The organism is Deinococcus carri (assembly GCF_039545055.1).
Taxonomy (GTDB): Bacteria; Deinococcota; Deinococci; order Deinococcales; family Deinococcaceae; genus Deinococcus; species Deinococcus carri.
In genome coordinates, this window is the sequence record NZ_BAABRP010000001.1 from 119,459 (window position 1) to 143,956 (window position 24,498).

23 protein-coding genes and 1 tRNA gene are annotated in these 24,498 nt (G+C 70.8%); 10 read left to right on the top strand and 14 right to left on the bottom strand.

Annotation, left to right across the window (positions count from 1 at the left end; translation table 11 throughout):
* Positions 1–286 precede the first annotated feature (286 nt).
* The gene (locus ABEA67_RS00680; RefSeq protein ID WP_345459349.1) at positions 287–784 is read left to right on the top strand and encodes a hypothetical protein; all 498 of its coding nucleotides are present in this window, start codon (positions 287–289) and stop codon (positions 782–784) included.
* A 197-nt stretch (positions 785–981) separates the two neighbouring features.
* Here the strand turns inward: ABEA67_RS00680 and ABEA67_RS00685 are convergent, their stop codons facing one another.
* Positions 982–1,860: a DUF4384 domain-containing protein gene (locus ABEA67_RS00685; protein ID WP_345459352.1), complete on the bottom strand. Its 879-nt coding sequence runs from the start codon at positions 1,858–1,860 to the stop codon at positions 982–984.
* 144 nt (positions 1,861–2,004) lie between these two features.
* Between ABEA67_RS00685 and ABEA67_RS00690 the strand changes: the two genes are divergently transcribed.
* Positions 2,005–2,616 carry a molybdopterin-dependent oxidoreductase gene (locus ABEA67_RS00690; protein WP_345459355.1) on the top strand — a complete coding sequence of 204 codons (612 nt, stop codon included), beginning with the start codon at positions 2,005–2,007 and terminating at the stop codon, positions 2,614–2,616.
* Positions 2,613–3,884: a sensor histidine kinase gene (locus ABEA67_RS00695; RefSeq protein WP_345459358.1), complete on the top strand. Its 1,272-nt coding sequence runs from the start codon at positions 2,613–2,615 to the stop codon at positions 3,882–3,884. Before ABEA67_RS00690 ends, ABEA67_RS00695 begins: the two co-directional genes overlap by 4 nt.
* A 143-nt stretch (positions 3,885–4,027) precedes the next feature.
* On the opposite strand, the gene ABEA67_RS00700 is transcribed toward ABEA67_RS00695, so the two are convergent.
* Together ABEA67_RS00700 and ABEA67_RS00705 are read right to left on the bottom strand one after the other, a co-directional pair.
* Positions 4,028–5,032, bottom strand: coding sequence for a CAP domain-containing protein (locus ABEA67_RS00700; protein WP_345459361.1), 1,005 nt, complete (start codon positions 5,030–5,032; stop codon positions 4,028–4,030).
* A gap of 477 nt (positions 5,033–5,509) precedes the next feature.
* Entirely contained in the window at positions 5,510–6,085 is a 576-nt protein-coding gene (locus tag ABEA67_RS00705) for an RNA polymerase sigma factor (protein WP_345459364.1), read from the bottom strand.
* Positions 6,086–6,334: 249 nt separating this feature from the next.
* Between ABEA67_RS00705 and ABEA67_RS00710 the strand changes: the two genes are divergently transcribed.
* Positions 6,335–6,682, top strand: a complete 348-nt coding sequence (locus ABEA67_RS00710) for an FUN14 domain-containing protein (RefSeq protein ID WP_345459367.1) — start codon at positions 6,335–6,337, stop codon at positions 6,680–6,682.
* Here ABEA67_RS00710 and ABEA67_RS00715 read toward each other — a convergent pair.
* Together ABEA67_RS00715 and ABEA67_RS00720 are read right to left on the bottom strand one after the other, a co-directional pair.
* A complete protein-coding gene (locus ABEA67_RS00715; RefSeq protein ID WP_345459370.1) occupies positions 6,679–7,926 on the bottom strand; it encodes a sensor histidine kinase in 1,248 nt (415 codons plus the stop codon). The two genes, ABEA67_RS00710 and ABEA67_RS00715, sit on opposite strands and share 4 nt — an antisense overlap.
* Positions 7,923–8,606, bottom strand: a complete 684-nt coding sequence (locus ABEA67_RS00720) for a response regulator (protein ID WP_345459373.1) — start codon at positions 8,604–8,606, stop codon at positions 7,923–7,925. The genes ABEA67_RS00715 and ABEA67_RS00720 overlap by 4 nt, the downstream gene beginning before the upstream one ends.
* Before the next feature lie 176 nt (positions 8,607–8,782).
* Here ABEA67_RS00720 and ABEA67_RS00725 point away from each other — a divergent pair, with 176 nt between their 5' ends.
* Together ABEA67_RS00725 and ABEA67_RS00730 are read left to right on the top strand one after the other, a co-directional pair.
* Positions 8,783–10,213, top strand: a complete 1,431-nt coding sequence (locus ABEA67_RS00725; RefSeq protein ID WP_345459376.1) for a TolC family protein — start codon at positions 8,783–8,785, stop codon at positions 10,211–10,213.
* On the top strand, positions 10,210–11,253 hold the full coding sequence (locus ABEA67_RS00730) for a TolC family protein (RefSeq protein WP_345459379.1): 1,044 nt from the start codon (positions 10,210–10,212) through the stop codon (positions 11,251–11,253). The genes ABEA67_RS00725 and ABEA67_RS00730 overlap by 4 nt, the downstream gene beginning before the upstream one ends.
* A 472-nt stretch (positions 11,254–11,725) precedes the next feature.
* On the opposite strand, the gene tsaB is transcribed toward ABEA67_RS00730, so the two are convergent.
* On the bottom strand, positions 11,726–12,301 hold the full coding sequence (gene tsaB, locus ABEA67_RS00735) for a tRNA (adenosine(37)-N6)-threonylcarbamoyltransferase complex dimerization subunit type 1 TsaB (RefSeq protein ID WP_425557131.1): 576 nt from the start codon (positions 12,299–12,301) through the stop codon (positions 11,726–11,728).
* A gap of 95 nt (positions 12,302–12,396) precedes the next feature.
* Here tsaB and ABEA67_RS00740 point away from each other — a divergent pair, with 95 nt between their 5' ends.
* Positions 12,397–13,539 (top strand): citrate/2-methylcitrate synthase, encoded by a 1,143-nt coding sequence (locus ABEA67_RS00740; RefSeq protein ID WP_345459385.1) that lies wholly within the window; start codon positions 12,397–12,399, stop codon positions 13,537–13,539.
* 105 nt (positions 13,540–13,644) lie between these two features.
* Here ABEA67_RS00740 and ABEA67_RS00745 read toward each other — a convergent pair whose 3' ends face one another.
* The 4 genes from ABEA67_RS00745 to ABEA67_RS00760 form a co-directional block, all read right to left on the bottom strand.
* A complete protein-coding gene (locus tag ABEA67_RS00745; protein ID WP_345459388.1) occupies positions 13,645–14,091 on the bottom strand; it encodes a hypothetical protein in 447 nt (148 codons plus the stop codon).
* A gap of 197 nt (positions 14,092–14,288) precedes the next feature.
* Positions 14,289–15,272 carry an MBL fold metallo-hydrolase gene (locus tag ABEA67_RS00750; RefSeq protein WP_345459391.1) on the bottom strand — a complete coding sequence of 328 codons (984 nt, stop codon included), beginning with the start codon at positions 15,270–15,272 and terminating at the stop codon, positions 14,289–14,291.
* 41 nt (positions 15,273–15,313) lie between these two features.
* Entirely contained in the window at positions 15,314–15,778 is a 465-nt protein-coding gene (locus ABEA67_RS00755) for a metallophosphoesterase family protein (RefSeq protein ID WP_345459394.1), read from the bottom strand.
* Positions 15,779–15,848: 70 nt separating this feature from the next.
* The gene (locus ABEA67_RS00760; protein ID WP_345459397.1) at positions 15,849–16,445 is read right to left on the bottom strand and encodes a hypothetical protein; all 597 of its coding nucleotides are present in this window, start codon (positions 16,443–16,445) and stop codon (positions 15,849–15,851) included.
* A gap of 117 nt (positions 16,446–16,562) precedes the next feature.
* On the opposite strand from ABEA67_RS00760, the gene ABEA67_RS00765 reads away from it, so the two are divergent.
* Positions 16,563–18,167, top strand: a complete 1,605-nt coding sequence (locus ABEA67_RS00765; protein WP_345459400.1) for an outer membrane protein assembly factor BamB family protein — start codon at positions 16,563–16,565, stop codon at positions 18,165–18,167.
* Positions 18,168–18,366: 199 nt separating this feature from the next.
* Here ABEA67_RS00765 and ABEA67_RS00770 read toward each other — a convergent pair.
* Positions 18,367–18,442, bottom strand: a tRNA-Ala gene (locus ABEA67_RS00770).
* A gap of 146 nt (positions 18,443–18,588) precedes the next feature.
* Between ABEA67_RS00770 and guaB the strand changes: the two genes are divergently transcribed.
* Positions 18,589–20,112, top strand: coding sequence for an IMP dehydrogenase (gene guaB, locus ABEA67_RS00775; RefSeq protein ID WP_345459403.1), 1,524 nt, complete (start codon positions 18,589–18,591; stop codon positions 20,110–20,112).
* A gap of 111 nt (positions 20,113–20,223) precedes the next feature.
* The gene (trhA, locus tag ABEA67_RS00780; protein WP_345459407.1) at positions 20,224–20,865 is read left to right on the top strand and encodes a PAQR family membrane homeostasis protein TrhA; all 642 of its coding nucleotides are present in this window, start codon (positions 20,224–20,226) and stop codon (positions 20,863–20,865) included.
* Between the two features lie 438 nt (positions 20,866–21,303).
* Here the strand turns inward: trhA and ABEA67_RS00785 are convergent, their stop codons facing one another.
* Genes ABEA67_RS00785 through ABEA67_RS00795 form a run of 3 tightly spaced genes read right to left on the bottom strand, consistent with a single transcriptional unit; the run spans position 21,304 to position 24,358 of the window.
* Positions 21,304–21,915 (bottom strand): site-2 protease family protein, encoded by a 612-nt coding sequence (locus ABEA67_RS00785; RefSeq protein WP_345459410.1) that lies wholly within the window; start codon positions 21,913–21,915, stop codon positions 21,304–21,306.
* Between the two features lie 11 nt (positions 21,916–21,926).
* Positions 21,927–23,090, bottom strand: coding sequence for a tRNA nucleotidyltransferase/poly(A) polymerase family protein (locus ABEA67_RS00790; protein ID WP_345459413.1), 1,164 nt, complete (start codon positions 23,088–23,090; stop codon positions 21,927–21,929).
* Positions 23,087–24,358: a S1C family serine protease gene (locus tag ABEA67_RS00795; protein WP_345459416.1), complete on the bottom strand. Its 1,272-nt coding sequence runs from the start codon at positions 24,356–24,358 to the stop codon at positions 23,087–23,089. Before ABEA67_RS00795 ends, ABEA67_RS00790 begins: the two co-directional genes overlap by 4 nt.
* Positions 24,359–24,498 lie beyond the last annotated feature (140 nt).

Genomic DNA, 24,498 nt, shown 5'->3' on the forward strand with positions numbered 1-24,498 from the left:
GAGGAGAAAGGGGGGGGCGTGCCGGCCGGGCCGGTGTCAGGGCGCGCGGCGCTGGTTGAGCAGCCGTGCCGGGCGGCTCCCATCAGGGGGCACCGGGGCAGGGGGCAGGCGCGGAGGCATCGGCATAGGACAGGCAGGGGGCAGCCCGGCCACCTGACAGGGCCGCCCGGAAGGGGAATAGGCCCAGCGTAGCAGATGGCCGCCTAACGCACGTTTGCCTGGCCCTGCCCGCTGAACCCGGTCAAGACTGCCGTGTTTCCCGCTTCCCGGCTGTGTACACTGACGCATGAGACGCGCGCTGCTCCCGCTGGCTGCCCTCCTGACCCTGCCCGGTCCGGCTCTCGCCACCCATCAGCAGGGCAATCTGCGCGCCCTGACGTCTGCCGACCTCTGCCCGCCCACGTCCTACATCTATCTGGACGACAAGGAACAGGAGGAGCTGGAGGTGCGGGTGGACGAGCAACTGGTGCGCTACGCCACCCTGTACGGCATTCCCTTCGGGGACCCCAAGACCTGCACGGTGGCCCAGATCTTCAGCGTGGACGCCTTCAAGACCCGCGACGGCCGCATCCTGTACTCGCTGGACCTCGGCCTCGAACTGCTCAAGGACGCCCAGGTCACGCTCGGCAGCCGCAATCTGACCGCCAGTCACCTGCAACTCTGGTCCACCTCGGCCTACGGCGGCGTGGCGAATGCCGACGAACTCGCCAACATGGCGACCGAGAGCGCCCGCACCTACTACGAGGAACTCGCGCTGGCCTGGAAGGCCACCCACGGGAAATAGGGCGGCGCTCAGAAAGGTTGTCGGACCTTTCTGAGCCGAACGGAGTGAGAAACCGTGATGAGGGCGGCGCGAAGTGGAGTGGCCGCCTAAGATACGCGGCAACGGAACGGAGCGCCGCCCTAGGGCGACCTACTTCTATTGCCTTCCAAAGCAACGCGCCGCCCCAGCAGTCCGGGGCGGCGCGTTGCTTTGGAACCTCAGCGGCGGGTGATCTTCACCTCGAAGCGGCTTCCCTTCTGCTTGACTTCCAGGCTGGCGCGGCGGTCACCGCGGCGGAACTCGCCCTGGATGTGGTTGCCGTTCTGACGGCGGCTGACCTGCGTGAAGCCCTCGGCGCGCAGGCGGGCGGCGTACTCGGCGTACACGTTTTCCAGGGTGCTGCGGCGCTCGAAGCTGGTCTGCCACTGCGGGTCGGTGAAGAGGGGGGCGGGCCGGGGCGGCACGGGCTGGATCGGAGCAGGTTGAACGGGGGCGGGCTGCACGGTCCCGGCGCGGGCCACCACGTTGTAATAGGCCGTGTCGCTGATCCAGCTGCTCTGTTCGACCGGGTTCACCACGATGCTCAGCGCCTGTGCCAGCCGTTCCTGGCCCTGCACGTTCACGGTGGCGAAGGAGTTCTGCTGCGTCTTGAAGCTGGCGATCTGGTCGAGGTTCAGGGGCGTGCGGCTCGCCAGGGCCAGCACCTTGTTCAAGCCGTAGGGCGCGGCCACGTCGAAGGTGAAGGGGTCGCCGGGCGAGGGAAAGACCTTGGTGGTGTTCGCCTTCAGGAAGTTCGCGCCGCCCTGGTACTTGTTGGGCAGGATCAGGTCCACCCGGCCCTGCGGGTCCACGTTGAACAGGTACACGTAGGCGTCCTGGTTCACGCTGGCATACAGGCGGATACGCTCGCCGGGGGCGTAGCTGGGCACCTGCTGCCCGCTGCCCCGGTCCGTCCAGACCTTGACGGTCAGGCTGCTCTGCACCGGGTTGACGATGATGCTCTGCGCGCTGATAACGGGCGCAGCGCCCGCCGCCGAGGCCAGCAGGGCGGTCAGGGTGCTCAGGGACAGCGTCCTCGGAGAAAGGAGGTTCTTCATGCCCGCACTGTGCGCCGGGCGCATGATCTCTGCCTGACGCGAGGGTCTGCTCGTGCCAGGGGATTCTTACCTGCCCCTCACGGGGCGCTGCTGCCGGGGCCGTCAGCTCTTGAGGGGCCGCGCTTTCCCGCACTAGAGTGAGGCGTGCCCCCGCAACCTCGTGCGCTGCTGCCCTGGCTGGTTCTGTTCTCCGGGTTGGCGCTGGGCGTCTCTGGCCCGGCGCTGGGTGAGCAGATCGGTCGGGGACCGGCGGGCCAGAATCTGCCGACCCCGCCCGTCCAGAGCAGCCCCGCCAGGCTCACGCCCTTTCCGTACCTGCGCCCCGGCCGCCCCCTGCCCCCAACCCGGGCCGGTGAACAGGTACTGCTGACCCTGGAGGGCCAGGGCCGCACGCTGGGGCTGACGCGGGCGCAACTGCTGGCGCTGCCCGCCGTGCGCTACGCGACCGAGCATGCCCAGCTCCACCGCACCTTCGTCTACGAGGGTGTGCCGCTGCGCGACCTGGCGGAGCTGGGGGGCTTTGCCGGGCAGGACCTGCGCCTGTATGCCAGCAACGGCTTCGTGACCACCATCCGCGCCCGTGACTATCTGGCCGCGCCCATCATGCTGGCCTACAGGGCGAACGGCCGCCCGATTCCGGTGCTGGAAAAAGGCCCGCTGACGGTGGTGCTGCCGCCCGACCCGCAGCGGTTCCCGCCCCACCTGTACGGGGCCGCCTGGGTGTGGTTCGTCGAGCGTATTACCCCGGTGCCGTGAGCCTCCCGCAGCCGCCCGCCCACCGCATTCCCCTTGCCGCCCAGGTGCGCGAGGTGGTGCTGGCGGCGCTGCCCGCCCTGCTGACCGCCGCCCTGCTGCTGCTGGCGACGCAGCCGACCTACCGCACCCTGATCGACCGGGGGAGCGGCTGGACGCCCTATGCCTACCAGGGCCTCGCGCAGGACGTGCAGGCCTACCAGATTGCCCGGCTGGACCCTGCCCTGAGCGCGCCGGAGCGGCAGATGCGCTATGAGGTGGCCCTCTCCAGCGCGGCCAATCCGGCCCAGTTCACGCTGCTGGACACGGTGGAAAGCCACGGCGAGGCGCGGCTGGCCCGCGTGGAGGCCCTGCTGCGTCAGAACACCCCTGGCAGCGTCGCCGCCGCCGCCCGCGAGGCCGTGCGCCTCAACGCCCAGGCGGGGGATTTCGCGGGCGAGACGCGGGTGCAGTATGTCCAGGCCCTGGGGGCGATGCGCCGCGCGCTGCTGGTCACGGCGCTGATGACCGGCCTCCTCAGCATGTTGCTGACCCTGCGGGCGCTGCTGCTGTGGCGCGCCGAACGCACCCGCCGCGCCCGCCGCGAGGCCCGGCAGCAGGAAGCCCTCAGCCTCGCCAGCCACGAACTGCGCCGTCCTCTCCAGACGCTGCTGCTGGCCAGCGACCTGCTGCGGCACGCGGGCACCCCGGAGGAGCGGCAGCACCTGCTGGGCCTGCTTGAAGACAGTGCGGGCCAGCTCGCCAGCCGCGCCGACCTGACCCGCTTGCAGGGCCTCTACCTCGACGTGACCCTGCGCGTGACGCGCCCTGACCTGCGGGTGCCCGTGCAGCGTGCCGCCGGGGGCCGCGTGACGGCGCAGGTGCCGCCTCAGCCCGTCTGCTGGCCGGTGGACGCCGACCGCCTGCGTCAGATCATCGAGAATCTGGTCGAGAACGCCGTGAAGTACTCTGACGGCCCAGTCGAACTCACCCTGGCCCTGGTGGACGGACGGCCCCAGATCACGGTGCGCGACCACGGCCCCGGCATCCGGGCCGAGTTGCGCGAGCGCCTGTTTCTGCCCTACCAGCGCGGCTCCGGCACGCTGGCGCGTGGGCAGGGCCTGGGCCTCGCACTGGTGCGCCGCTACGCCCGCGCCCACGGCGGCGACGTGACCCTGGAGGACGCACCGGGGGGCGGCACCCTGGCCCGGCTGACCCTGGGCGAGCCGCTCCTGCCCGAGCCGGGTCGCCTGCCGCCAGAGTGGGGGCCGCTGGAAAAGGTGCCGTCCTGAGAGCGACTCCGGTGGAATCGTTCACGCCGTGATTCCATCCAAGCAGCGCAAGAAGGAGCAAAACGGGTTCCGGGCGTGGAGTGAACAATCCGGTGCTCTTCCGGATTGTTCACGCAACAGACGGAATCCGTTGAGGGGAACCTCTACTCGGCGGGCGTGGCGAACACCTGAGTCCAGTAGCGCCCGTAGGAACTGCCGGCGCGGTTGACGTACGACACGCCGATCTGGGTGAAGTCGCCCATGATGTTGCGGCAGTGGCCGGGGCTGCGCAGCCAGGCCTGCACGACTTCCTCGGGCGTTTCCTGGCCCGCCGCGATGTTCTCGCCGCTGGCCCGCACGCTCAGGCCGGTGGCCTCGACCCGCTGCGCTGGGGTGCTGCCGTCCAGGCGACTCTGGTGGTCGAAGTAGTCCCCCAGCGCCATCCCCGCCGACTGGGCCAGCGCGGCCACCTCCAGCGCGGGGTTGCGCTTCAGGGGCGGGAGGGCCGGGCCGCCCGCGCGCAGGGTCTGGCAGTTCCAGCCGCGTGCCCGTGCCTGGTTGGTCAGGCGCAGTACCTCCGTCTCGAAGGGCACGCTGGCCGCCAGCGGGGCCATGCGGAACTTCACGCTGTCTTCCAGCACGCCGCTCTCGCCGGGCAGCCGCACCGCCGCGCGGTACTCCCCCGCCGTGACGGGGATGGGGCCAGGGCCGACCGGCCGACCCTCCAGGCTGAAACTGGGGTTGCCGGGTCGGTAGGCCACACTCCCCGCCGCCGACAGCCGCACCTCGCCGCGCCCCAGCAGCACGACCAGCGCGGCATGTTCGGGGCCGCCGCTCAGCACCTTCACCTGGCCGGTCGCGGTCGAGCGTCGCTGGCCGCGCGTGTCCAGCAGCCGGGCCTGCACCGTGTAGCTCCCGGCGCGGTAATAGGTGTGGTTCACCTGGTGGCCCTGACCTGCGCTGCCATCTCCGAAGTCCCACTCGATGTGGTACTCGGCGGGAGCCTGCGCGGTAAAGGCCACGTTGAGCGGGGCGCGGCGTTCCTCGTTCATCGAGAAGCCCACCCGGAACTCGACGGGCTGCGCGGCGCAGGCCCCTATCAGCACGGCCCAGGACACTCCCGACAGCAGCAGCGTCAGCGGTCTGCCCCGTTTCCAGTTTCTCGGCACCGCGTCAGGGTAGCGGCTCGCGCGGGGGTGCGCCGTGAGGGAAGCCACGAGGGGTGGACAGGGTCCGTCTTTCTCGTGGGGCTGTTGGGTTTGGGGCAGGGCATCTTGTAGCGAGCTTCCCCCCGCCCCCCCAGCCCCCCTACCCCCCACCGGGGGGCAGGGGGGAGCGGCGCTGCGCTAGGCAAGGGAGGTTCCTTGCGTTTTTAGGGGAGCCAGGCTTCGCCCCGGTTTCCCCCTCCACGCCATGCCCAGCCCACCGGGCGGCCTCGGGCCTGGCGGCCCGAACGGCTCGTCTTCCAGGCTTGCCCATTTGAAGGGTGGAACTTGGGCATCAGCTCCAAAGTTTGGAAAAACAGGGGAGTCGGGCGCTTTTGCTTTTGGGGGTGAACGGGCGGGATGGTGTGGGGCCGCCTTTTCTCCCTTCCCCAACCTTCTGCGCCGGGGTTTCGTGGCGGTCTTGAGGGCCGTGCAGTCCGCTCAGTGCACGTCTGCCACATCGGCGAGCAGTTCGGCCAGTTGCTCCTTGGCTCGGAAGACGCGGCTCTTGGCGGTGCCGACGGCCACCCCCTGGATGCGGGCGATCTCGTCGTAGGGGAGGTCTTCCACGAAGCGCAGCACGACGGCCTCGCGGTATTCCTCCGGCAGTTTCATCAGGGCGCGCTGCACGCGGTCCTGGGCGTCGGCGCTCTCGGCGGCCTGCACGGGCGAGCGGGCGGCGCTGGTGACCTCGAAGCCCACGTCCTCGCGGGCCTCTTCCAGGCTGAAGCGCGCCAATTGCTTGCGGCGGTGAGACTCGATCTGGGTGTTGCGCGCGACCTGATACAGCCAGGGCAGCACCCGTTCGCCCTCGCGGAAGGTCCGGATGCTGCGCCACGCCCGGTAAAAGACCTCCTGAGTGAGGTCCAGCGCGTCCTCGGCGTTGCCCTCCAGCCGGTAGAGGTAGGCGTACATGCGGGCCTCGTAGGCGCTGACAAAGGCGTGCCAGGCGGCCTCCTCCCCGTCCCGCAGGCGGGTGAGCAGCTCGGGCGTGAGAATGTCCGGCTCGGAAGTCACGTCCCGCCCACCATACCGCCTGGCCGCCCCCCCGCGCGTCAGCCTTTTGGCCGTGAGGAAGGCGGAGGGCAAACGCACAGTCGGTGACTCTCCTCAGAGTGCCTTTCACCCGCAGGGTGTGACGAACCCACGGAAAAGCTCTTTGCCCTCCTCGCCCGACCGGGCCTCTTGAACCCGGCAGGTGACTGTGCGGTTGCCCCCGGGAGGAGGGGTGTTCGGCCTCACGGGGCGCGCTAGCATGGGGTTCCGTTGTCCCCCGACCCCGTCTCGACCGCCTCCATCACCGCAGCGCTGCGCCCCCTGCTGCCCGACCTGAGCGTGGGGGCATTGCTGGGCTTTGCTACCGGCCTCGCGCTGAAGAAGGTGGGGCGGCTGGCGCTGGTGGCGCTGGGCCTGCTGTTCCTGAGCGTGCAGCTTCTGGCCTACTTCGGCCTGTTGACCGTGAACTGGCCGCGCGTGCAGGCCCTCGCGGCCCCGTGGTTGCAGCAGGGAGGCGAGCTGGGCGGCATGTGGCTGACGCGGGTGCTGACCGCCAACCTGCCCTTTGCGGGGGCCTTCACGGCGGGGCTGCTGCTGGGGCTGCGGGCGCGGGGTTAACCTGCCGCCTGCCCGGCCTGCGGCAGCACGACCGTGAAGCGTGCCCCGCCTAGCGGCGAGGCGTCGGCGCAGGCATGGCCGCCATGGGCGCTGGCGAGGGCGCGGACGATGGCGAGGCCCAGGCCGCTGCCGCCCGTGTCGCGGGTGCGGCTCTCGTCTAGGCGGGTGAAGCGGGTAAACACCGCGTCGCGCAGGCTCTCGGGAATGCCGGGGCCGTCGTCGTCCACGTGCAGGTGGGCACCGTCGGGGCCGCTTTCCACCTGCACCGTCACGCGGACGCGGGCGTGGCGCAGGGCGTTCTCGACCAGATTTGCGGTGAGCTGCCGCACCCGGTCGCGGTCGGCGGTCAGGCACGCCGGGGCCGCCGTCAGGGTGAGGTGGACGCCGCGGGCCGTCGCCCGGTCGGTCAGGTCGCGGACCACCTGCGCCGCCACCTCGGCCAGGTCCACAGCCTCCGTGTACAGGCCCAGCCGCCCCGCGTCGGCCAGCGTGAGGGTCCGCAGGTCGCCCACCAGGCGCGTGAGCAGCTGCGTCTGCGCGCTCAGCAGCGCGATCTGGCCCGCGTCGAGGGGGTACACGCCGTCTTCCAGCGCGTCCAGCCGGGCCTGCATGATGGCGATGGGCGTGCGCAGCTCGTGCGCGATGTCGGCCACCGCCTGCTGGCGCTCGCGCTCCAGGGCTTCCAGGCTGCCCGCCATCTCGTTGAAGCTGCGGGCCAGCTCGGCCACCTCGCGGTCGCCGGGCAGCACCGGGGCGCGGGCGGAGAGGTCGCCTCCCGCCAGCCGCGCCGCCGCCCGCGAGACGGCGGTGACGGGCCGCGCCACCCGCCGCGCCAGCAGCAGGCCCAGCGAGGCCGCCACCGCCGCCGCGACCAGGCCGCCCCACACCAGGCTGGTCTGCACGTCGCGCACGAAGCTGCGGGTGCGCGGGTTCAGCACGGCGGGCAGGCCACCGCCGCGGGGCCGCGGGGACGTGCCCGAGGTGTTGCCCTGTCCCGAAGGCGTCCCGGAGGCGGGCATCTGCCCCGGCGGGTGCGGAAAGGGCGGCGGCTGCTCGCCCCGGCGCTCGGCCTCCTGGCGGGCGCGCAGGTAGGCCTGCACCTCGGGGGGAAGCTGCGCGACTTCCCGCCGCACGGCGAGGTTGGAAAACAGGAACATGCCCCCGACCGCCAGCCCGACGACCAGCAGCATCGAGAGCAGCAGCGTGACCGCCAGGCTGGGGCCGCGCCGGGAAGGCCGGGTCAAGCCGGGGCCTCCAGCCGGTAGCCCACGCCGCGTACCGTGTGCAGCAACTCCCCCGCCCCGGCTGCGTCGAGCTTGCGCCGCACGCTGGCGAGGTGGGCGTCCACCACCCGCTCCAGGGCGTCACTGTCGGGCAGGGCCGCCGCCAGCAGTTCCTCGCGCGTGCAGGCCCGCCCCGGCACCTGCGCCAGGTGCGCCAGCAGCCGGAACTCGGCCGGGGTGAGGTTGAGCGGCTGGCCGTCCACGCGGGCGCGGGCGGCGCGGCGGTCCACCTCCAGCGGGCCGACCCGCAGGGGCCGTTCCTGGTCCTCGAGGGCGGCGTTCACCCGCCGCAGCACCGCCTTGACGCGGGCCATCACCTCGCGCGGGCGAAAGGGCTTGACCACGTAGTCGTCCGCGCCGAGTTCCAGGCCCACGATCTGGTCGGTTTCCTCCGCCCGCGCCGTGACCAGGATGACGGGTGTGGGACCCGCCGCGCGGATGGTCTTGAGCACGTCCAGGCCGCTCTTGCCGGGCAGCATCACGTCCAGCAGGATCAGGTCGGGGTGGGCGGCGCGGTAGGTGGTCAGCGCCGTGAGGCCGTCGGCGGCCCGCTCGGTGCGGTAGCCCTCCTGCCGCGCGTAGGCTTCCAGCACCTCCGCGAGCTGCGGTTCGTCCTCGACGATCAGGATCAGGGCACTCATGCCCGTATGGTAGGGGCCAGCGGCGAAGGTTCTGCGAAGGCCCTCACGGCGTTCCCCACACGCTTTTCTGGCCGCTGCCGCGCCCCGGTGCCCGGCGGCCCGCGCCCCGGCCGTCTTCGACAAATCTTCAAAAAAGGTTCGCAGGGCGTTCGCGGGCGCGGGGCAGTGTGGGGCGCATGACCTGGCCTCCCCCCCCGGCCCCCGCGCCCTGGCTGCTGACGCTCGCGCTCCTGCTGGGGGCGGGGGGAGGACAGGCCCAGACGGCCCCCACCCCGTCCGCTCCAGCTCAGGCGGCCCCCTCCCAAAGCCTTCCGGCCGCGGGGGCCACCCTGACCCTGGAGGCGGCCCTGGCACAGCTCGCGCAGGCTCCGGGCGTCACGCAGGCGCAGCTGGCCGTGCAGGTGGCGCAGCAGAATCTGAACGCGGCCCGCAGCGCCCTGGGCCTCAGCGTCAGCGTGACGGGCAACGCCAGTTACACGGGACCGTCCACCACCACGGGGACCGACGGCACGACCACGGCGGTGGCGGGGAGCCTGGGGGGCAGCGCGGGCGTGCAGGCCAACCTGGGCCTGCTCCCCTGGTCGGATGCCCAGAGCGGGTTGCAGGCCGCCCAGCGCAACCTGACCCTGGCCCAGGCCCGCCTGGCCGCCGCCCAGGGCAGCGGGCGGCTGAACGTGTATCAGCAGTACCTCGCCGCCGCCCTGGCCCAGCAGAACGTGACTCTCAGCGGGCAGACCCTGGCCCTGCGCCAGCGGCAACTGGAGATCGCGCGGGTGCAGCAGAGCCAGGCGAACGCCACCCAGGAAAGCGTGCTGTCGGCCCAGGCGAACGTGCAGCTCGCCCAGGCCGCCGTGCAGGCCGCCCAGTCCGACCTGGAATCCGCCCGCCTCAACCTCGCGGCGGCACTGGGGCGGGACCTGACGGGCGTGACCTTCAGCAGTGTGCCCCCCAGCGCCTTTGCCCTGCCGGACCTGGCCCCGCTGGTGGCCCGCGCCCGCACCGGAACGGTGGACGTGGTGCAGGCCCAGAACGCCCTGGCGGACGCCCAGGACACCCTGGCCGAGCAGGAGCGCAATGCCCGTCTGCCCGACCTCACCGCCAGCCTGCGCTACGGCCCGGCGGGCAGCGGCGGCCTGAGCGCTAGCCTGAACGTGCGGGAAGGCACGGCGGGTGTGGGGTACTCGCTCCCGCTGGGCACGTCGAGCGGCAGTGGCAGCAGCAACCGCGTGGTCGCCAGCGTCAGCGGCAGCTATGTGGTGTACTCGCCCGCCCAGCGCGCCCAGCTCTCGGCGGCGCAGGCGGGCGTGACCCAGGCGCAACTCACGCTGAACGTGGCGCAGCAGACGGCGGAACTGGCCGTGCGGACGGGGTACAGTGCCGCACAGTCGGCCCTGAATGCCCTGCCCCCCGCCGCCACCCAGGTGCAGGTTGCGCAGGCCGCCCTCAGCGCGGCGCAGGCCCGCCTGGGGGCCGGGACCGGGACGGCAGAGGACGTGACGGCCGCGCAGCTCGCCCTCGCCCAGGCCGAACTGAACCTCGTGCAGGCCCGCGTGAAGGTCCAGACCGCCCTCATTCAACTTCAGAACGCCGCCGGAGGCACCCCGTGAACCGTACGCCCACCCTCACCCTCGCCCTGGGTCTGACCCTGCTCGCCCCCAACGCCCTCGCCCAGTCGGCCGTGTCTGTCACCCAGGCGGTCCAGGCCGCCCTCAGCAATGGCACCGACGTGCGGACGGCCCAGGCCAACCTGGACAAGGCGACCGCTGCCAACAAGGCCGCTCAGGCCGACCCCAGCACCCTGGCCGCCGCGAAGCTGGCCGCGCAGAACGGGCAGACGCTCGCCACGCTGAGTCTGCGCTCAGCGCGGCTCTCCACCCTCCAGAGCGCCGTGAATGCCTACACCGCCCTGCTGGAGGCCCAGGAGAACGTGGAACTCCAGACCCTCCAGACCCAGGTGGACCAGAAGGCCGTGCAGGTCGCGCAGGTCAAGCTCAGCGTGAGCAACGCGACCCCGCTGGACGTGCAGAAGGCCCAGAACACCCTGGCGGGCAGCACCCAGGCCCTCGCGGACGCCCGCGCCCAGGTGAACCTCGCCTCCGCGAAGCTCTCCAGCCTGACCGGCCTCCCCGCCGGGGTCCGCGCGGCGGGGCTGGGCAACCTGCCCACCCTCAAAAGCAGCCTCACCCAGCTCCGCACGGGCCTGGAGGACAACCTCACCAGCGTGGTGGGCGCGAAGAACGACGTGGCCGCCGCCCAGCTCAACGTGAGGCTGGCCGACAACGACTTCACCCCGGCCCGCACCCTAAGTGACGCCCGCACCGCCCTCGCCAACGCGCAGCGCACGCTGGACGCCGCTCAGAAGAACGCCGGGAATGCTCTGTCTACCGCGTACCAGACGGCCCAGAATGCCGCCGAGCAGCTCAAGGTCGCCCAGAGCCGGGAGGCCGCCGCCCTCAGGAGTTACAACCAGGACGCGGCGCGGCTGAGGAGCGGCACCATCAGCGCCGTGGACCTGCAACAGACGCAACTGGCGCTCAAGGAAGCGCAGTTCGCCCGGCTTCAGGCGCAGGACAATGTGCTGGAGACGCTGGCGGCGCTGTCGGTGGCGGCGGGGCAGAATCTGACGGGGATTGGGGGGGCGTTGTAGGGAGAGTGGGGAAGAGTGGAAAGGGGCCGGGCAACTTGTAGCGAGTTTCCCCCCGCCCCCCCAGCCCCCCTACCCCCCACCGGGGGGACGTCTCCGCCGCGCGGGGCGGCCCGCGCGTTGACGCCAGGCTTGTTGACGTGTCTCTTCTCTTGGTGGAGGGGGGAGCGGCGCTGCGCTAGGCAAGGGGGTTCCTTGCGTTGGAAGGCTTGCCAGGCTTCGCCCCGGTTTCCCGCTGGTCGCCATGCTCTGCCCACCGGGCGGCCTCGGGCCTGGCGGCCCGAACGGCTCGTCTTCCAGGCCTGCCCACTTGAAGAGTGGGACCTGGGCGTCGGCTCCAAAGTTTGAAAAGACGGGGCGGCGGGAGCCTCGGCGGGTTATCGGTGGCGCTGAACGTGGGTGGCGGGGCCTGCCCGGTTGGCTGACTCAGCCCGGAGCCGGGGCCTTCCCAGGCTGGTTGCTGGAAGCTGGCCGCTCACAGATACGCCAGCGCCCACTCCGTCTCCCCGTGGTTCAGCCCCGCCCTCAGCAGCGCGAGGCCGTCCGGGGCGGTGTCACGGTGGTGGGGGAGGGGGCCAATCTGGGCAGCGAACTTCTCCAATGGCCGCTTTTCTGGCGGATGGATGACCCGCGTGACCACGCCGCCGCGCACCTCGTATACCGCGCCGTAGACGTTGCCGCGCCGGGCGTCCAGCGAGACGGCCACCTCACCCTCCGGTACCTGTCCGTCCTCACCGCGCACCAGGGCTTCGAGTGTTGGCACGCCGCGCACGGGGGCACCCCAGGCCCGGCCCAGCCCCAGCGCGTAGCTCGCGCCCACGCGCACCCCGGTGTAGGACCCCGGCCCGGTGCCGATCACGAGCTGGTCGGCGCGGAAGGGCAGGCCCGCCTGCCGGAACAGCCCCGCGGCAGCGTCAGCCAGGCGCTCGGCGTGGGCGCGTCCGACCTCCTCGGAAAACGCCAGTTCGCCGTCCGCCCAGGTCAGGGCCAGGGTCAGGAAGGGGGTGGCAGTGTCCAGGGCGAGGGTCACGGGGGCTGGCATGGCGGGCATTGTAGGGTGCTGGCCCCGGGCTGTTGTCACCGTTACAGGAACGTGGTGCGGGCAGGATTCGGCACGTCACGGCCCGGTGGTATGGTGAACACACCATGACGAACACCGCCAACATTGCCAAGGGGCTGGAAGGCGTTCTCTTCACCGAGACCAAGCTGACCTTCATCAACGGAGCGGAAGGCATCCTGACGCACCTGGGCATTCCGATTCAGGAGTGGGCCGAGAAGAGCAGCTTCGAGGAACTGTCTCTCGCCCTGCTCGACGGCGAGCTGCCCACGGCCGAGGAACTCGCCCGCTTCGACGCCGACCTCAAGGCCAACCGCGCCGTGCCCCAGCAGCTGCTTGACGTGATTGCGGCGATGCCCCGTGGCATCCACCCCATGCAGGCGCTGCGCACCGCCGCCTCCTACCTGGGCCTGCTCGACCCCCAGGCCGAGGACACCAGCGAGGAAGGCCGCCGGGCCATCTCCATCCGCCTGATCGCGCAGTTCGCCACCATCATCGCGGCGATCAACCGCGCGCAGGAAGGCCAGGACATCATCGCGCCGCGCATGGACCTCACGCACGCCGGGAACTTCCTGTACATGCTGACCGGCAAGGAACCCACCGGCGAACAGGCCCGCCTCTTCGACATCGCGCTCGTGCTGCACGCCGACCACGGCATGAACGCCAGCACCTTTACCGCGATTGCCACCGCCAGCACCCTCAGCGACATGTACTCGTGCATGACCAGCGCCATCGGTGCGCTCAAGGGGCCGCTGCACGGTGGCGCGAACGAGGCCGTGATGGACATGCTCGACGAGGTCGGCACCCCCGAGCAGGCCGAGGCCTACATCACCAAGAAGCTCGACAACAAGGAAAAGATCATGGGCGTCGGGCACCGCGTCTATAAGTACTTCGACCCCCGCTCGCGCGTGCTGCGCGACTACGCCGAACACGTCGCCAACAAGGAAGGCAAGAGCAACTACTACCAGATTCTCGAAACCATCGAGAAGATCGTGGTGGACCGCATGGGGGCCAAGGGCATCTACCCCAACGTGGACTTCTACAGCGGCACCGTCTACAGCGACCTGGGCATCAAGAAGGAATACTTCACGCCCATCTTTGCCCTGGCCCGCGTCAGCGGCTGGTGCGCTTCCGTCATCGAGTACACCCGCGACAACCGCCTGCTGCGCCCCGACGCGCTGTACACCGGCAAGACGGATCAGCACTACGTGCCCCTGAAGGACCGGGCGTAAGGCTTGCCGAAGGCAGAGGGCTGAAAGCAGAAGGCCGGGGTGTGGTGCCCCGGTCTTTCTTTGGCCTTCTGCCTTCCGCTTTTTGCCTTCTGCACCCCGCAGGCGTCAGGCGCTCAGGCCCTTGCTGCCGTGCAGCGTCCGTTCGACCGCTTCCGTCACCTCGGCCTCGAAGCGGCGCAGGTGTTCGCGCAGGCGATCGAGTTCGCCCGCGCCTAGGTCGCGCAGCCACAGCACCGCGCGGCCCAGCACGGCGAAGGTCAGGGGGCTGTCCTCGTCTTCGTCCTCGTCGGTCACGGGGTCGAGGTTCAGGGCACCGTAGTCGAGGCCCTGGTTCAGCAGGTTCATGCCCATCAGGATGTCGGGCAGGGCATCTTCCTCGACGTACAGGTCGAGGTCGAGGTGCAACCGGACAATCACGCCGCCTGCGGGGTCGGCGTCGGCAAACAGGGCCACGCGGCTCTCACCGTTGCGGACAAGCGCGCCGTCCTCGACCGGCTCCACGGTCATGCCGCTCGCCTGGAGGGCACTTACGATGCGCTGCAATTCCGTCATGGGGGCGAGTATAGAGCGCGGGCCGCGAAAAGACCGGAGGTGGGCCGCCATTTGGCCTGGCCCGTCGCCGGCTTCCGCACACGGCTTTTGCGGCCCGGTCACACGGCGGGGAGTGCGCCGGGACGTCCTCTTCGGCGGGTGTTCCGCCTTCCGCTGGTCAGGAAATGTCCGGCAGGAGCGTCGGAGCCTTCCCGAGGTCAGTCGTGGTACACCCACGTCTCGTTCTGCCAGGTGCGTGCGAGTTGCCCCAGCAGGTGCAGGTGTTCGGCGTGCGCGAGCGTCTCGGCCAGGGCAAAGCGCCGCCCGGCGGTGTTCAGGTCGCGCGGGAACATGGCGAGCGAGAGGTCGTAGGCGGTGCGGGGCTGCCTCGCCGCCTCCGCCCGGATAAAGTCCAGCCGCTCGTGGTGGTGGTCGCGCAGTTGCCGGGCGCGGGCCTGCACGCCTTCCATGACGGGGCCGTGGTGCCCGACCACCGCGCGGGCGGGGTTCAGCGCCTCCAGCTTGCCGAGGGTCTGGAGGTAGTCGCCCAGTGGGTCGGGGCGGGTGTAGGCGTACAGCCCCACGTTCGGGCTGATGCGCGGCAGGATGGCGTCCCCGGCGATCAGCAGGCTCTCTTCCTCGTTCCAGAGGCCCAGGTGCCCGTCGGCGTGGCCGGGCAGCCACAGCACCTCCCACTGCGCTCCCGCCAGCGGAAGCATCTGCCCCTCGCGCAGCGGCTGCACCCGGTTGGCGGGCTGAACACGGGCGCGGGTGCGGCGGCTCTCCGCCTCCAGCGTTTCCAGCAGCTCGCGCGGCAGGCCGTGGTCCTGCATGTGCTTGGTGTGGCCCGGCAGCCACTCTTCCCAGAGGTGCCAGTAGCGCTCGCCGCGCCCGATCTCCACGTCCAGCATCTGCACCGTCGCGCCGCTGCGTTCCTCCACCACGCCCGCCAGCCCGTAGTGATCCGGGTGGTGGTGCGTGATGATGACCCGCTCCACGTCCGGCCAGTGCAGCCCCAGCGCCGCGAGGCCGTTCTCGATGGCGGCCCGCGCCTCGGGCGTGTCGAGCGCCGTGTCGATCAGCGTGAGCGGCCCCCCGGTGTCGATCAGGACCGTCACGGTCTTCATGGGGTAGGGAATGGGCACCTGGAGGGCGTGCAGCGTGCCAGACACGCGGGTGAGCGGCAGGTCAGGTGCGGTCATGTCCGGAGGCTACCACCGTCCCGCGGGCGCGGCAGGTGACGTCAGCGCAACAGCGTGAGTGACTCGGCCCGCACCGCGCCCCCCTCAAGGTGCAGCCACGCGCAGGCCACCGGCAGCCGGAAGCGGCGCGGGCCGGCCGCACCCGGATTCAGAAAGAGGACGCCGCCCTGTTCCTCTGCCCGCGGCGCGTGCGTGTGCCCGCTGACGACCACCTGCACCCCCGCCGCCTGGGGCGAGAGGTCCAGCTCCTGCCGGTCGTGCAGGAGGTACACCCACACGCCCCCCAGCTCCAGCAACAGCGTTTCCGGCAACTCCGCGAGGGGCGGTGTGCGGTCCACGTTGCCGCGCACGGCGTGGACGGGACCGGGGGTCACCTCCCGCAGCGCCGCCAGCACCTCCGGTTTTCCCACGTCCCCCGCGTGCAGCACGGCGTCGGCCTCCCGCGCCAGCGGCAGCACCTCGGGGCGCAGCAGGCCGTGGGTGTCGGAGAGGACCAGGACGCGCATGGGAGGAGTGTAGGCCAAACGGAAAACGCGCCCCCACCGGGGAGGCGCGCTCATGCTGAAGGCGCTGTGCTCAGAGGCGCTTCATGATGGCCTGGAGGCTGGCGCTGTCGGCCCAGCTCATGCCCTTTTCCACGTACATGCGGGCCATCTGCTTGTCACCGCGCTGGAGGGCGATGTAGGCCAGCTTGGCGGCGCTGAGGGACGCCCACTGCTTCTCCTGGTCGCTCAGGGTGCCCAGGCGGTTCCAGGCGTTGTAGGCGTTGATCCACCACTGGGTCTTGGTGTAGAGCTGCGCCAGGTAGGCCTGGTAGTCCCGGTTGCCCGCGTCCATGTTGGCGGCGTAGTAGGCCGAGTCCACCGCGGCCTTCCAGAGCGTGCGGTCGTAGAAGGGCACGGGGTAGGCCACGTCGGCCTGCACCGCGAACTCCTGGGCGCGGGTGAAGTTGTCGGTCGCGCTCATGGTCGCGGGGTTCATCATGTTCATGTCCTGCATGTCGGTGCCGGTCATGTTGGTGCCCGTCGTCGTACTGGTCGTCGTGGTGCTGGTGCTGCTGGTGTCGGTCGTGGTCGTGCTGGTGTCGGTGGGAGGCGTGGTGGGCGTGGTGGTGTCCTGCGCGGCGGCGAGGCCAGCGAGCGCGAACGCGGTCAGCATGAGAATCTTTTTCATAACGAAACGCATCTTAGGACGCTACCCTGACAGCCGTCCATTTGCCCCCACACCCTGTAAAGAGACTGTAAAGGAGCCTACCTTCACATGAGGAAAACCCTCGCGTTCTCATTTGTTTTGCTGACCTCGCCTCTCATCCAGGCCCAAGCACAACCCGCCCCCTCGGTGGGCTGGTCGAAGGACCTCAAGGTGCTGTCCAGCGTGGCCGTGACCGAAGGCGGCGACCTGATCTTTGTCGGGTCCGACGCCCGCATCCACCGCACCGACGCCAGCGGCACGGAGAGATGGAACTACGCGACCGGCGACATCGGCCGCGCCCATCCCATCGTCACGCCCCAGGGCACCGTGATTGCCGCCTCCTACGACGACACGGTGTACGCGCTGGACCCGGCGGGCAAGCTGCTGTGGAAGACCAAGCTCGACGGCGACATTTTCGCCAGCCCAGCCCTGCGGCCCGACGGCAGCGTGATCGTGGCGACGGCGGCGGGCAGCGTGTTCGCCCTGAGTCCCCAGGGGCAGGTGCTGTGGACCTTCAAGGTGGGTGCGCCCGTCTTCAGCAGCCCGGCCGTCGCCAGTGACGGCACCATCTACTTCGGCGCGCAGGACAGCCAGCTGCACGCGCTGACGCCGGGCGGGCAGCCGAAGTGGACCTTCCGGGCCGGGTCGCTGGTGTTCAGCAGCCCCGCGCTGGACACCCAGGGGAACGTCTATTTCGGCTCCAGCGACCGCCGCATCTACTCGGTCTCGCCGGGCGGCCAGCTCCGCTGGGTGCGGCCCACCGGGATGTTCGTCAACGCCAGCCCCATCGTGACCGACGGCGACCTGGTGGTGGTCGGCAGCTACGACGGCAACGTGTACGCCATCAACACGACCGGTGAGGACGAGTGGACGTACCGGGCAGGCGCGCCCATCGCGGCGGCCGCCGCCGAACTCAGCGACGGCAGCGTGGTCGTGCCGGACCTCGGAGGGACCGTCCATGCCATCGGCCAGGCGGGGCAGGCTCTCTGGACCCTCAAGACCGGCAAGAAGATCGACACGAATGTCGCCGTGAGCGACCAGGGCACCCTGTACTTCACCACCGAGGGGGGCAGCCTGAATGCCCTCCAGAAGCAGGCTCCTCTGGCGGTCGGCCCCTGGACCAGCTTCCGCAGCGTGCCGGCCGGGTGGGGGCGCGTCCTGAACGCGCAGGAGGCCCAGGCCCGCACCGCCGCCACGCGCGCCGCCGCCTCCGCCGTGCTGGCGCAGCGGCCCGCGCCCCGGCCTACTGCACCTGCACCAGCGGCCCCGGCTCCGGCGGCTCCAGCTCCTGCCGCGCCCGTCACGCCGCCTGCCCCGGCCCGCACGCCCGAGCAGTACGCGCAGGCCGCAGCCCAGGCCGCCCGGACCCTGGACGGCCAGATCTACCTTCCCCTCACGGAGGTGGCGGGCGCACTGGGCACCCCGGTGGGGCTGCTGACCCCCCGGACCGCGGCTCTCGTCCTGCCGGCGCAGGCGGGCCAGCAGGCCGTGGCCGTGCGCTACGTGAACCGCTCGGCGTTCGTGCCGCTGGCCGCCCTGGCAAAATTGCCCGGCGTCACCGTGGCGGCCCGCCCCGACCCCGCCGCCGTCGTCCTGACCCTGGGGGGGCGCTCGCTCACCTTCCCGGTCAATCTCCCGGCCCTCACGCCGCTGGTCCCGCGGCCCGAGTTCCCGGCCCTGGTCAACCGGGGCGGCGGCCAGTAATACCAACTTCAGGTGAGTCGTAGACGAACCCGAGTGGAGCGAGAAGAAGAAAAGACCGGCTTGCGGCGATGGAAGAACATCCGGTGGTTTGTCCGGATGTTCTGGAATCAGAGCAAGTTGGGATAGCACGGGGCGTGTGGGAGGAGGGCTACCTCCCCCACACGCCAAAAAAAGCACCCGCCAGAGTGGCGGGTTTTTTTGGTGGAGTCGAGGGGGATCGAACCCCTGACCTCGTCATTGCGAACGACGCGCTCTCCCAGCTGAGCTACGACCCCACGTGTTGAGGACTGGCCCGAAAGGGCGAGGGAGAATCTAGCACGCGCCTGTGGGTGGTGCAAGGGGGCGGTGGCCCTGGCCGCGTGGCCGGCCGCCCCGGACAGCCTTCAGCGCCGTCCCATCTGGCGCGGGTAGACTCGGGTGCATGAGCGCTCCCGTGTCGCCTGCCCACCCGCCCGCCCCCGAGGCGGCCTCCACCCCACAGACCGACCGTTTCGCCTACAAGTTCGGTCAGGAAGGAATCACCTTCGACGACGTGCTGCTCCAGCCCCGCCACTCCACGGTGCTGCCGCACGAGGTCAACGTTGAGGCGCAACTCACCCGCCGTGTGCGGCTGAATATCCCCTTCGTGTCGGCGGCGATGGACACCGTGACCGAGACGGCGATGGCGGTGGCGATGGCGCGCGAGGGCGGCATCGGCGTCCTGCACAAGAACATGTCCATCGACGCGCAGGCCGAGATGGTCCGCAAGGTCAAGCGCAGCGAGAGCGGCATGATCGTGGACCCCATCACCCTCCCGCCGAGCGCGACGGTGGGCGACGCCGACCGCCTGATGGGCGAGTACAAGATCAGCGGCGTGCCGATCACCGACCCCGCCGGCAAACTGCTGGGCATCATCACCAACCGCGACATGCGCTTCGTGGACGACCTCGCCACGCCGGTCGCGGACGTGATGACGCGCGAGGACCTGGTGACGGTGCCGGTGGGTACCACGCTGGAGGCCGCGCAGGAGATGTTCAAGCGCCACCGCATCGAGAAACTGCTCGTGACCGACGAGGCCGGGTTCCTGCGGGGCCTGATCACCATCAAGGACCTCACCAAGCGCGTGAAGTATCCCCGCGCTGCCAAGGACAGCCTGGGCCGCCTGCGGGTGGCCGCTGCCATCGGCGTCAGTGCCGACCTGATGGACCGGGCCGGGGCACTGGTCGCGGCGGGCGCGGACGTGCTGGTGCTCGACAGCGCGCACGGCCACAGCCAGGGCATTCTGAACGCGCTGACGCGGGTCAAGGAAACCTTCGACGTGGACGTGATCGCCGGGAACATCGCCACCCGTGCCGGGGCGCGCGACCTGATCGCGGCGGGGGCGGACGCGGTGAAGGTCGGGATAGGGCCGGGTTCGATCTGCACCACCCGCGTCGTCACCGGGGTCGGCGTGCCGCAGATCACCGCCATCTTCGAGGCGGCGGAGGCCGCGCTGGAGGCCGGAATTCCCATCATCGCGGACGGCGGCATCAAGCAGACCGGTGACGTGCCCAAGGCGATTGCCGCCGGGGCCAGCGCCGTGATGATGGGCAGCATGCTGGCCGGAACCGACGAGGCCCCCGGCGAGCTGGTGCTGCGCGACGGCCGCCGCTACAAGAGCTACCGGGGCATGGGGTCCCTGGGCGCGATGGATCAGGGGTCCAGCGACCGCTACTTCCAGTCGGGCAGCCGCAAGTTCGTGCCCGAGGGCATCGAGGGCATCATCGCCTACAAGGGCACGGCGGGCGAGGTCATCTACCAGTTCGTCGGCGGCCTGCGCAGCTCCATGGGCTACTGCGGCGCACCCGACCTGCCCACCCTGCGGGGCACCGCCCAGTTTGTCCGCATCACCGGCGCGAGCCTGGTCGAAAGCCACCCGCACGGCGTGACGATCACCAAGGAAGCGCCGAACTACGGCGGGAGGTAGGCGGGAAGCGGTGCGCGGGACGCGGGAAAAGATGTTTCACTGCATCCCGCGCACCGCGTACTGCGTCCCAACTCCTACTGCCCGCACCCCACCACGCTTTACGCTGTTCCCGTGAAGCGCCTTTTGACCGCCCCCCGCGAACCCGTGAATGCCCTGACGCACTGGGGCGGGGCGCTGGCGGCCCTGATCGTGCTGGGGCCGCTGCTGTGGTGGGCGGACACACGCGGGCTGCACCTGTGGCCCTTCTTGGTGTTCGGGCTGAGCATGGTGGCGCTGTATGCCGCCAGCGCCAGCTACCATTCCTTCCGGCCGGGCGAGCGCGGGTTGCTGTGGCTGCGCAAGCTCGACCACGCGGGCATCTTCCTGCTGATTGCGGGCAGCTACACCCCCATCGCGTACTACGGGCTGGACGGCCTGTGGCGCGACGTGGTGCTGTGGGTGATCTGGGGCATCGCCGCAGCGGGTATTGCCCTGAAGGTGCTCACCATGCGCCTGCCGCGCTGGGTCAGCACGCTGCTGTACCTGGGCATGGGCTGGCTGGCCCTCGCCTTTCTGCCGCAGCTCGCGCGCAACCTGCCGCCCGCCGCGATCTTCTGGCTGGCGGTGGGGGGCGTGCTGTACTCCATCGGCGCGGTGATCTACGGCACCAAGCGCTGGAATCCCCGCCCCGGCTTCGGCTTCCATGAAATCTGGCACCTGTTTGTTCTGGGCGGGACCGGCGCACATGTGGCGATGATGTTTCACCTGCGCTGAGGGAAAAGGTTTGTTGATGCCCGCTTTTCTCGTCCTGAAAGATTGACCTGAGAGCAGAGGGACCATAAGCTGTGCTGGCCTGCGGGCGGGTTACATGACAAGCGGGAAGCGGAGAGAACGTCCTCAGAAAGAGGAAACCCCAGTGCTCGTAACACTGGGGCCACTGAAAGGTGGTGATTCTCTACGCGACACAAGAAGCGTACCACGCAACGGAAACGCCAGCAACTGCTGACGCCGAAACGTGTGGCGGCCTGGGCTGGGGCAGTTTCGGCTGTCCTGCTCGCCGTCAAGCTCTTGCCAAACGATCATCAAACTGATCTTCCTCCCTTGATCTGAACCTCTCGTGCGCCCCCGCCGCGTCCCCAGCTCTCCCAAGGGCAAACCCCCGACCTCGTGCCGGGGGTTCTTGCTGCGGCGTTGCTGCCTACACGCCCAACGCTATACGCCCACGGTCCGCTCGACCCAGTTCTGAACGCTGGCGATGATGTTGCCGATGGGGCCGCGCGCCAGGTAGATAAAGGCCATCACGATCAGGAAGCTGAAGGGCTGGGCCTCGAACTGGGCCAGGCTGCGGCCCAGGGACGGCACCAGCGCCCCCAAGATGCGGCTGCCGTCGAGCAGCGGGATGGGAATCAGGTTGAAGACGGCCAGGACCACGTTGATGCCCAGCACGATGCCCAGGATGCTGATCGCCAGCCCGTTCCCGGCAAAGACCCGCATCAGCAGGGCCGTGATCAGGGCCAGCAGCAGGTTGCTGATCGGCCCGGCGGCGGCCACCCAGAAGGTGCCCCAGCGTCCCAGGTTGTTCGGGTTGATCGGCACGGGCCGCGCGAAGCCGAAGCCCGCGATGAGCAGCAGCAGCGTGCCGAAGGGGTCGAGGTGCTTGAGGGGGTTGAGAGTGACTCGCCCGTAACGCCGGGGGGTGGAATCCCCCAGCCGGTCGGCCACCCAGGCGTGGGCGAACTCGTGGACGGTCAGCGAGAACACCAGCGCCAGCGCGATGATCAGGAACGCGACGGGGTTCGCGGAGAGGAGATTGAGCAGGCCCATAGAAGGGCATTCTAGGGTCCGGCGGGCGGACCGGATGACCCGTCGGGCGGGGGGGAGGAATTGCCGTGCAGGTAGGCAGTGAGGGCCGCCCGTTCTTCTTCCGGCGAGCGGACCTGTCCCGCCCGGCGCAGCGCGGCCAGGTGCGAGAGGGCCTGCCCCACCGCCGGACCGGGCGGCACCCCCAGCGCCACCACGTCCCGCCCGGTCAGGGCCGGGTAGGCGTCCGGGCGCAGTAGGGCGCGCAGCAGGGCTTCGGGGCTACCGGGCGTGGCCGGGGCGTCCGACAGCGCGCGGGCCAGCAGCGCGGCGGGCTTCTCACCCAGGCCCAGGCGGGCGGCCAGCGCGGCGGGTTCGGGGGACGCCGAGAGGAGGGCGGCAGCATAGGCCTGCGGCGGCACGGTCTGCCCCGCCGCCTGCCGCGCGTCCAGGGCTTCCAGCCGCGGGATGGCTCCGGAGGGCAGCAGCGCCCCCGCGCCCCAGTCCTCCAGCATGTGGGCCGCGCGTCCCGGTGCCGGTTCGTGCAGCAGCAGGCGCAGCTCGGCCTGAAGGCGGGGGGTGTGGTCGGCCAGCGCCAGCGCGTCCGGCACCTGGCGCAGCAGCTCGGGGTGGGCGGTCAGGCCCAGGCGGCCTGCCAGCCGTGCGCCGCGGACCAGGCGGCTGGCGTCCTCGTGCAGCGAATGCGGGTGCAGGGGCCGCAGGGTGCGGGCGTGCAGGTCCGCCAGGCCGCCCACCTCGTCCAGCAGGGTCACGCGGACGGCCGCGTGGATGGGCAGCGCCAGGGCATTCAGGCCGAAGTCGCGCCGCCGCAGGTCGTCTTGCAGGGTGCCGGGGGCGGGCACGGGATTGCCCCCCGGCACCGGGTAGCTCTCGCGCCGCGCCCGCACCAGGTCCACGTGCCGCCCGTCGGGCAACGTCACCGTGGCGTTGCCGAAGGCCGCATGCACCAGAAAGGGGAGGCCGGTCGCTGCCGCCAGTGCCCCCGCGTCCGCCCCCTCCACCACCACGTCGAGGTCGAGGGGCGTTTCTCCCAGCAGGGCGTCACGGACCGCGCCGCCGACCAGGGCCACCCGCGCGCCCGGCCCGGCCCGCTGCGTGAGGTCCTTCAGCCAGTCGCGGTCCTCGGGCCGGAGGTGCGCCCAGGCCTGCTCGCCCAGGGCTGCCGCGCCGCCCCTCACCGGAAGGAACTGTCGTCCAGCGTCACCTTCACGTCGCGGCCCTGGCCGCCGCGCACGACGCGCAGCGTCACGCTGTCACCGGGTTGCTTGTCGATCAGGGCCGCCTGGAGGTCTTCGAGGGCGTCCACTGGCTGACCGTCGATGGCGGTGATCACGTCGCCTCCCACGGCGACGCGGCCACCGGGGAAGGCCTGCGCGGTCCCGCCGCGCAGGCCGGCCCGGGCGGCGGGGGTGTCCGGCCCCACCTGGCCCACCACCAGCCCCGTCTCGGGCAGGCGCAGTTCCCGCTTGCCCTCGGTGGTCAGGGCGCTGAGGCCCACCGGCACCGCCTGGCCCGGCCCCTGGACGATCAGGCCCGCCGTGATGCCCAGCCGGGGCGCGTAGACACTGCCGCCGTTCGCCTGCTGAAGCCGGGGCAGCAGGGTCTTGGCCGCGTTGATCGGGATGGCGAACCCCACGCCCGCGTTCTGGCCCACGCCGGTCGCCGCGCCCGCGGGCGAGAGAATCTGGGTGTTGATGCCGATCACGCGCCCGCCCGAATCCAGCAGCGGCCCCCCGCTGTTGCCGGGGTTGATGGCGGCGTCGGTCTGGATGGCCTTCTGGGTGATGCCCTCGCCCGAGCCGTTGCCCGAAAAGCCAATGGGAATCTGCCGGGCGGTGCTGCTTACGATGCCCTCGGTGACGCTGAAATCCAGCCCGAAGGGTGCGCCCATGGCGATGGCCTTTTGCCCGGCCCGCAGCGTGTCGCTGTCGCCCAGCGGAATCGGCTTGATCAGGCTCCTGTCCAGGCCGGAAGCGCGAATCAGCGCCAGGTCGTACTGCGGCGCGAGGCCGATCACGCGCGCGGGGACACTCTCCTCGCGGTTCATCACCCGGACGCGGATGGTGGCGGCTGGCCCCTGGCCGCCCTCACCCGCGACCACGTGGTAGTTGGTCAGGATGTCGCCCTGCTCGTTCACGAAAAAGCCGCTGCCCACGCCCTGCACCACCTGGGTCTGGTTCTCGCCACCGAACATCCAGCCCATCGGGTTGGGCTGCATCACCTGCTGCTCGGTGCTGATGTACACCAGCCCCGGCTCGTAGCGCCGCACGATGTCCATCGTGTTCTGCTCGTTTTGCAGCCGCGCCCCGGCCTCGACGGCCAGGGGAGAGGTCGGGGTGGCCGTGCCGGTCTGCGCCCCCGAAACGGGCACCTGATCCCGCAGCAGGGTGGCCCCCAGCCCCAGGCCCACCAGCACCAGGACAGCGGCGAGGATCGGTCGTTTCATGGGGGCATTATTCCAGCCCGTGGGCCGGGGCGTGCGGGGGCGGCGGGCGAGTTCGTTCATCCGCGGCCCAGCCCACCGACCTGCCGGCCCCCCATACCCGATACAGCGGGCGGGAAGGTCATTTCCCTCCCGCCCGCTGT

Bases quoted from the DNA above. Each gene is read 5' to 3' on its own strand.
- tsaB (WP_425557131.1), bottom strand. From the start codon at position 12,301: ATGCCCGCCATGCCAGCCCCCGTGACCCTCGCCCTGGACACTGCCACC.
- ABEA67_RS00685 (WP_345459352.1), bottom strand. From the start codon at position 1,860: ATGAAGAACCTCCTTTCTCCGAGGACGCTGTCCCTGAGCACCCTGACC.
- ABEA67_RS00680 (WP_345459349.1), top strand. From the start codon at position 287: ATGAGACGCGCGCTGCTCCCGCTGGCTGCCCTCCTGACCCTGCCCGGT.
- guaB (WP_345459403.1), top strand. From the start codon at position 18,589: ATGAGCGCTCCCGTGTCGCCTGCCCACCCGCCCGCCCCCGAGGCGGCC.
- ABEA67_RS00760 (WP_345459397.1), bottom strand. From the start codon at position 16,445: ATGAAAAAGATTCTCATGCTGACCGCGTTCGCGCTCGCTGGCCTCGCC.
- ABEA67_RS00750 (WP_345459391.1), bottom strand. From the start codon at position 15,272: ATGACCGCACCTGACCTGCCGCTCACCCGCGTGTCTGGCACGCTGCAC.
- ABEA67_RS00755 (WP_345459394.1), bottom strand. From the start codon at position 15,778: ATGCGCGTCCTGGTCCTCTCCGACACCCACGGCCTGCTGCGCCCCGAG.
- ABEA67_RS00720 (WP_345459373.1), bottom strand. From the start codon at position 8,606: ATGAGTGCCCTGATCCTGATCGTCGAGGACGAACCGCAGCTCGCGGAG.
- ABEA67_RS00725 (WP_345459376.1), top strand. From the start codon at position 8,783: ATGACCTGGCCTCCCCCCCCGGCCCCCGCGCCCTGGCTGCTGACGCTC.
- ABEA67_RS00745 (WP_345459388.1), bottom strand. From the start codon at position 14,091: ATGACGGAATTGCAGCGCATCGTAAGTGCCCTCCAGGCGAGCGGCATG.
- ABEA67_RS00795 (WP_345459416.1), bottom strand. From the start codon at position 24,358: ATGAAACGACCGATCCTCGCCGCTGTCCTGGTGCTGGTGGGCCTGGGG.
- ABEA67_RS00740 (WP_345459385.1), top strand. From the start codon at position 12,397: ATGACGAACACCGCCAACATTGCCAAGGGGCTGGAAGGCGTTCTCTTC.
- ABEA67_RS00785 (WP_345459410.1), bottom strand. From the start codon at position 21,915: ATGGGCCTGCTCAATCTCCTCTCCGCGAACCCCGTCGCGTTCCTGATC.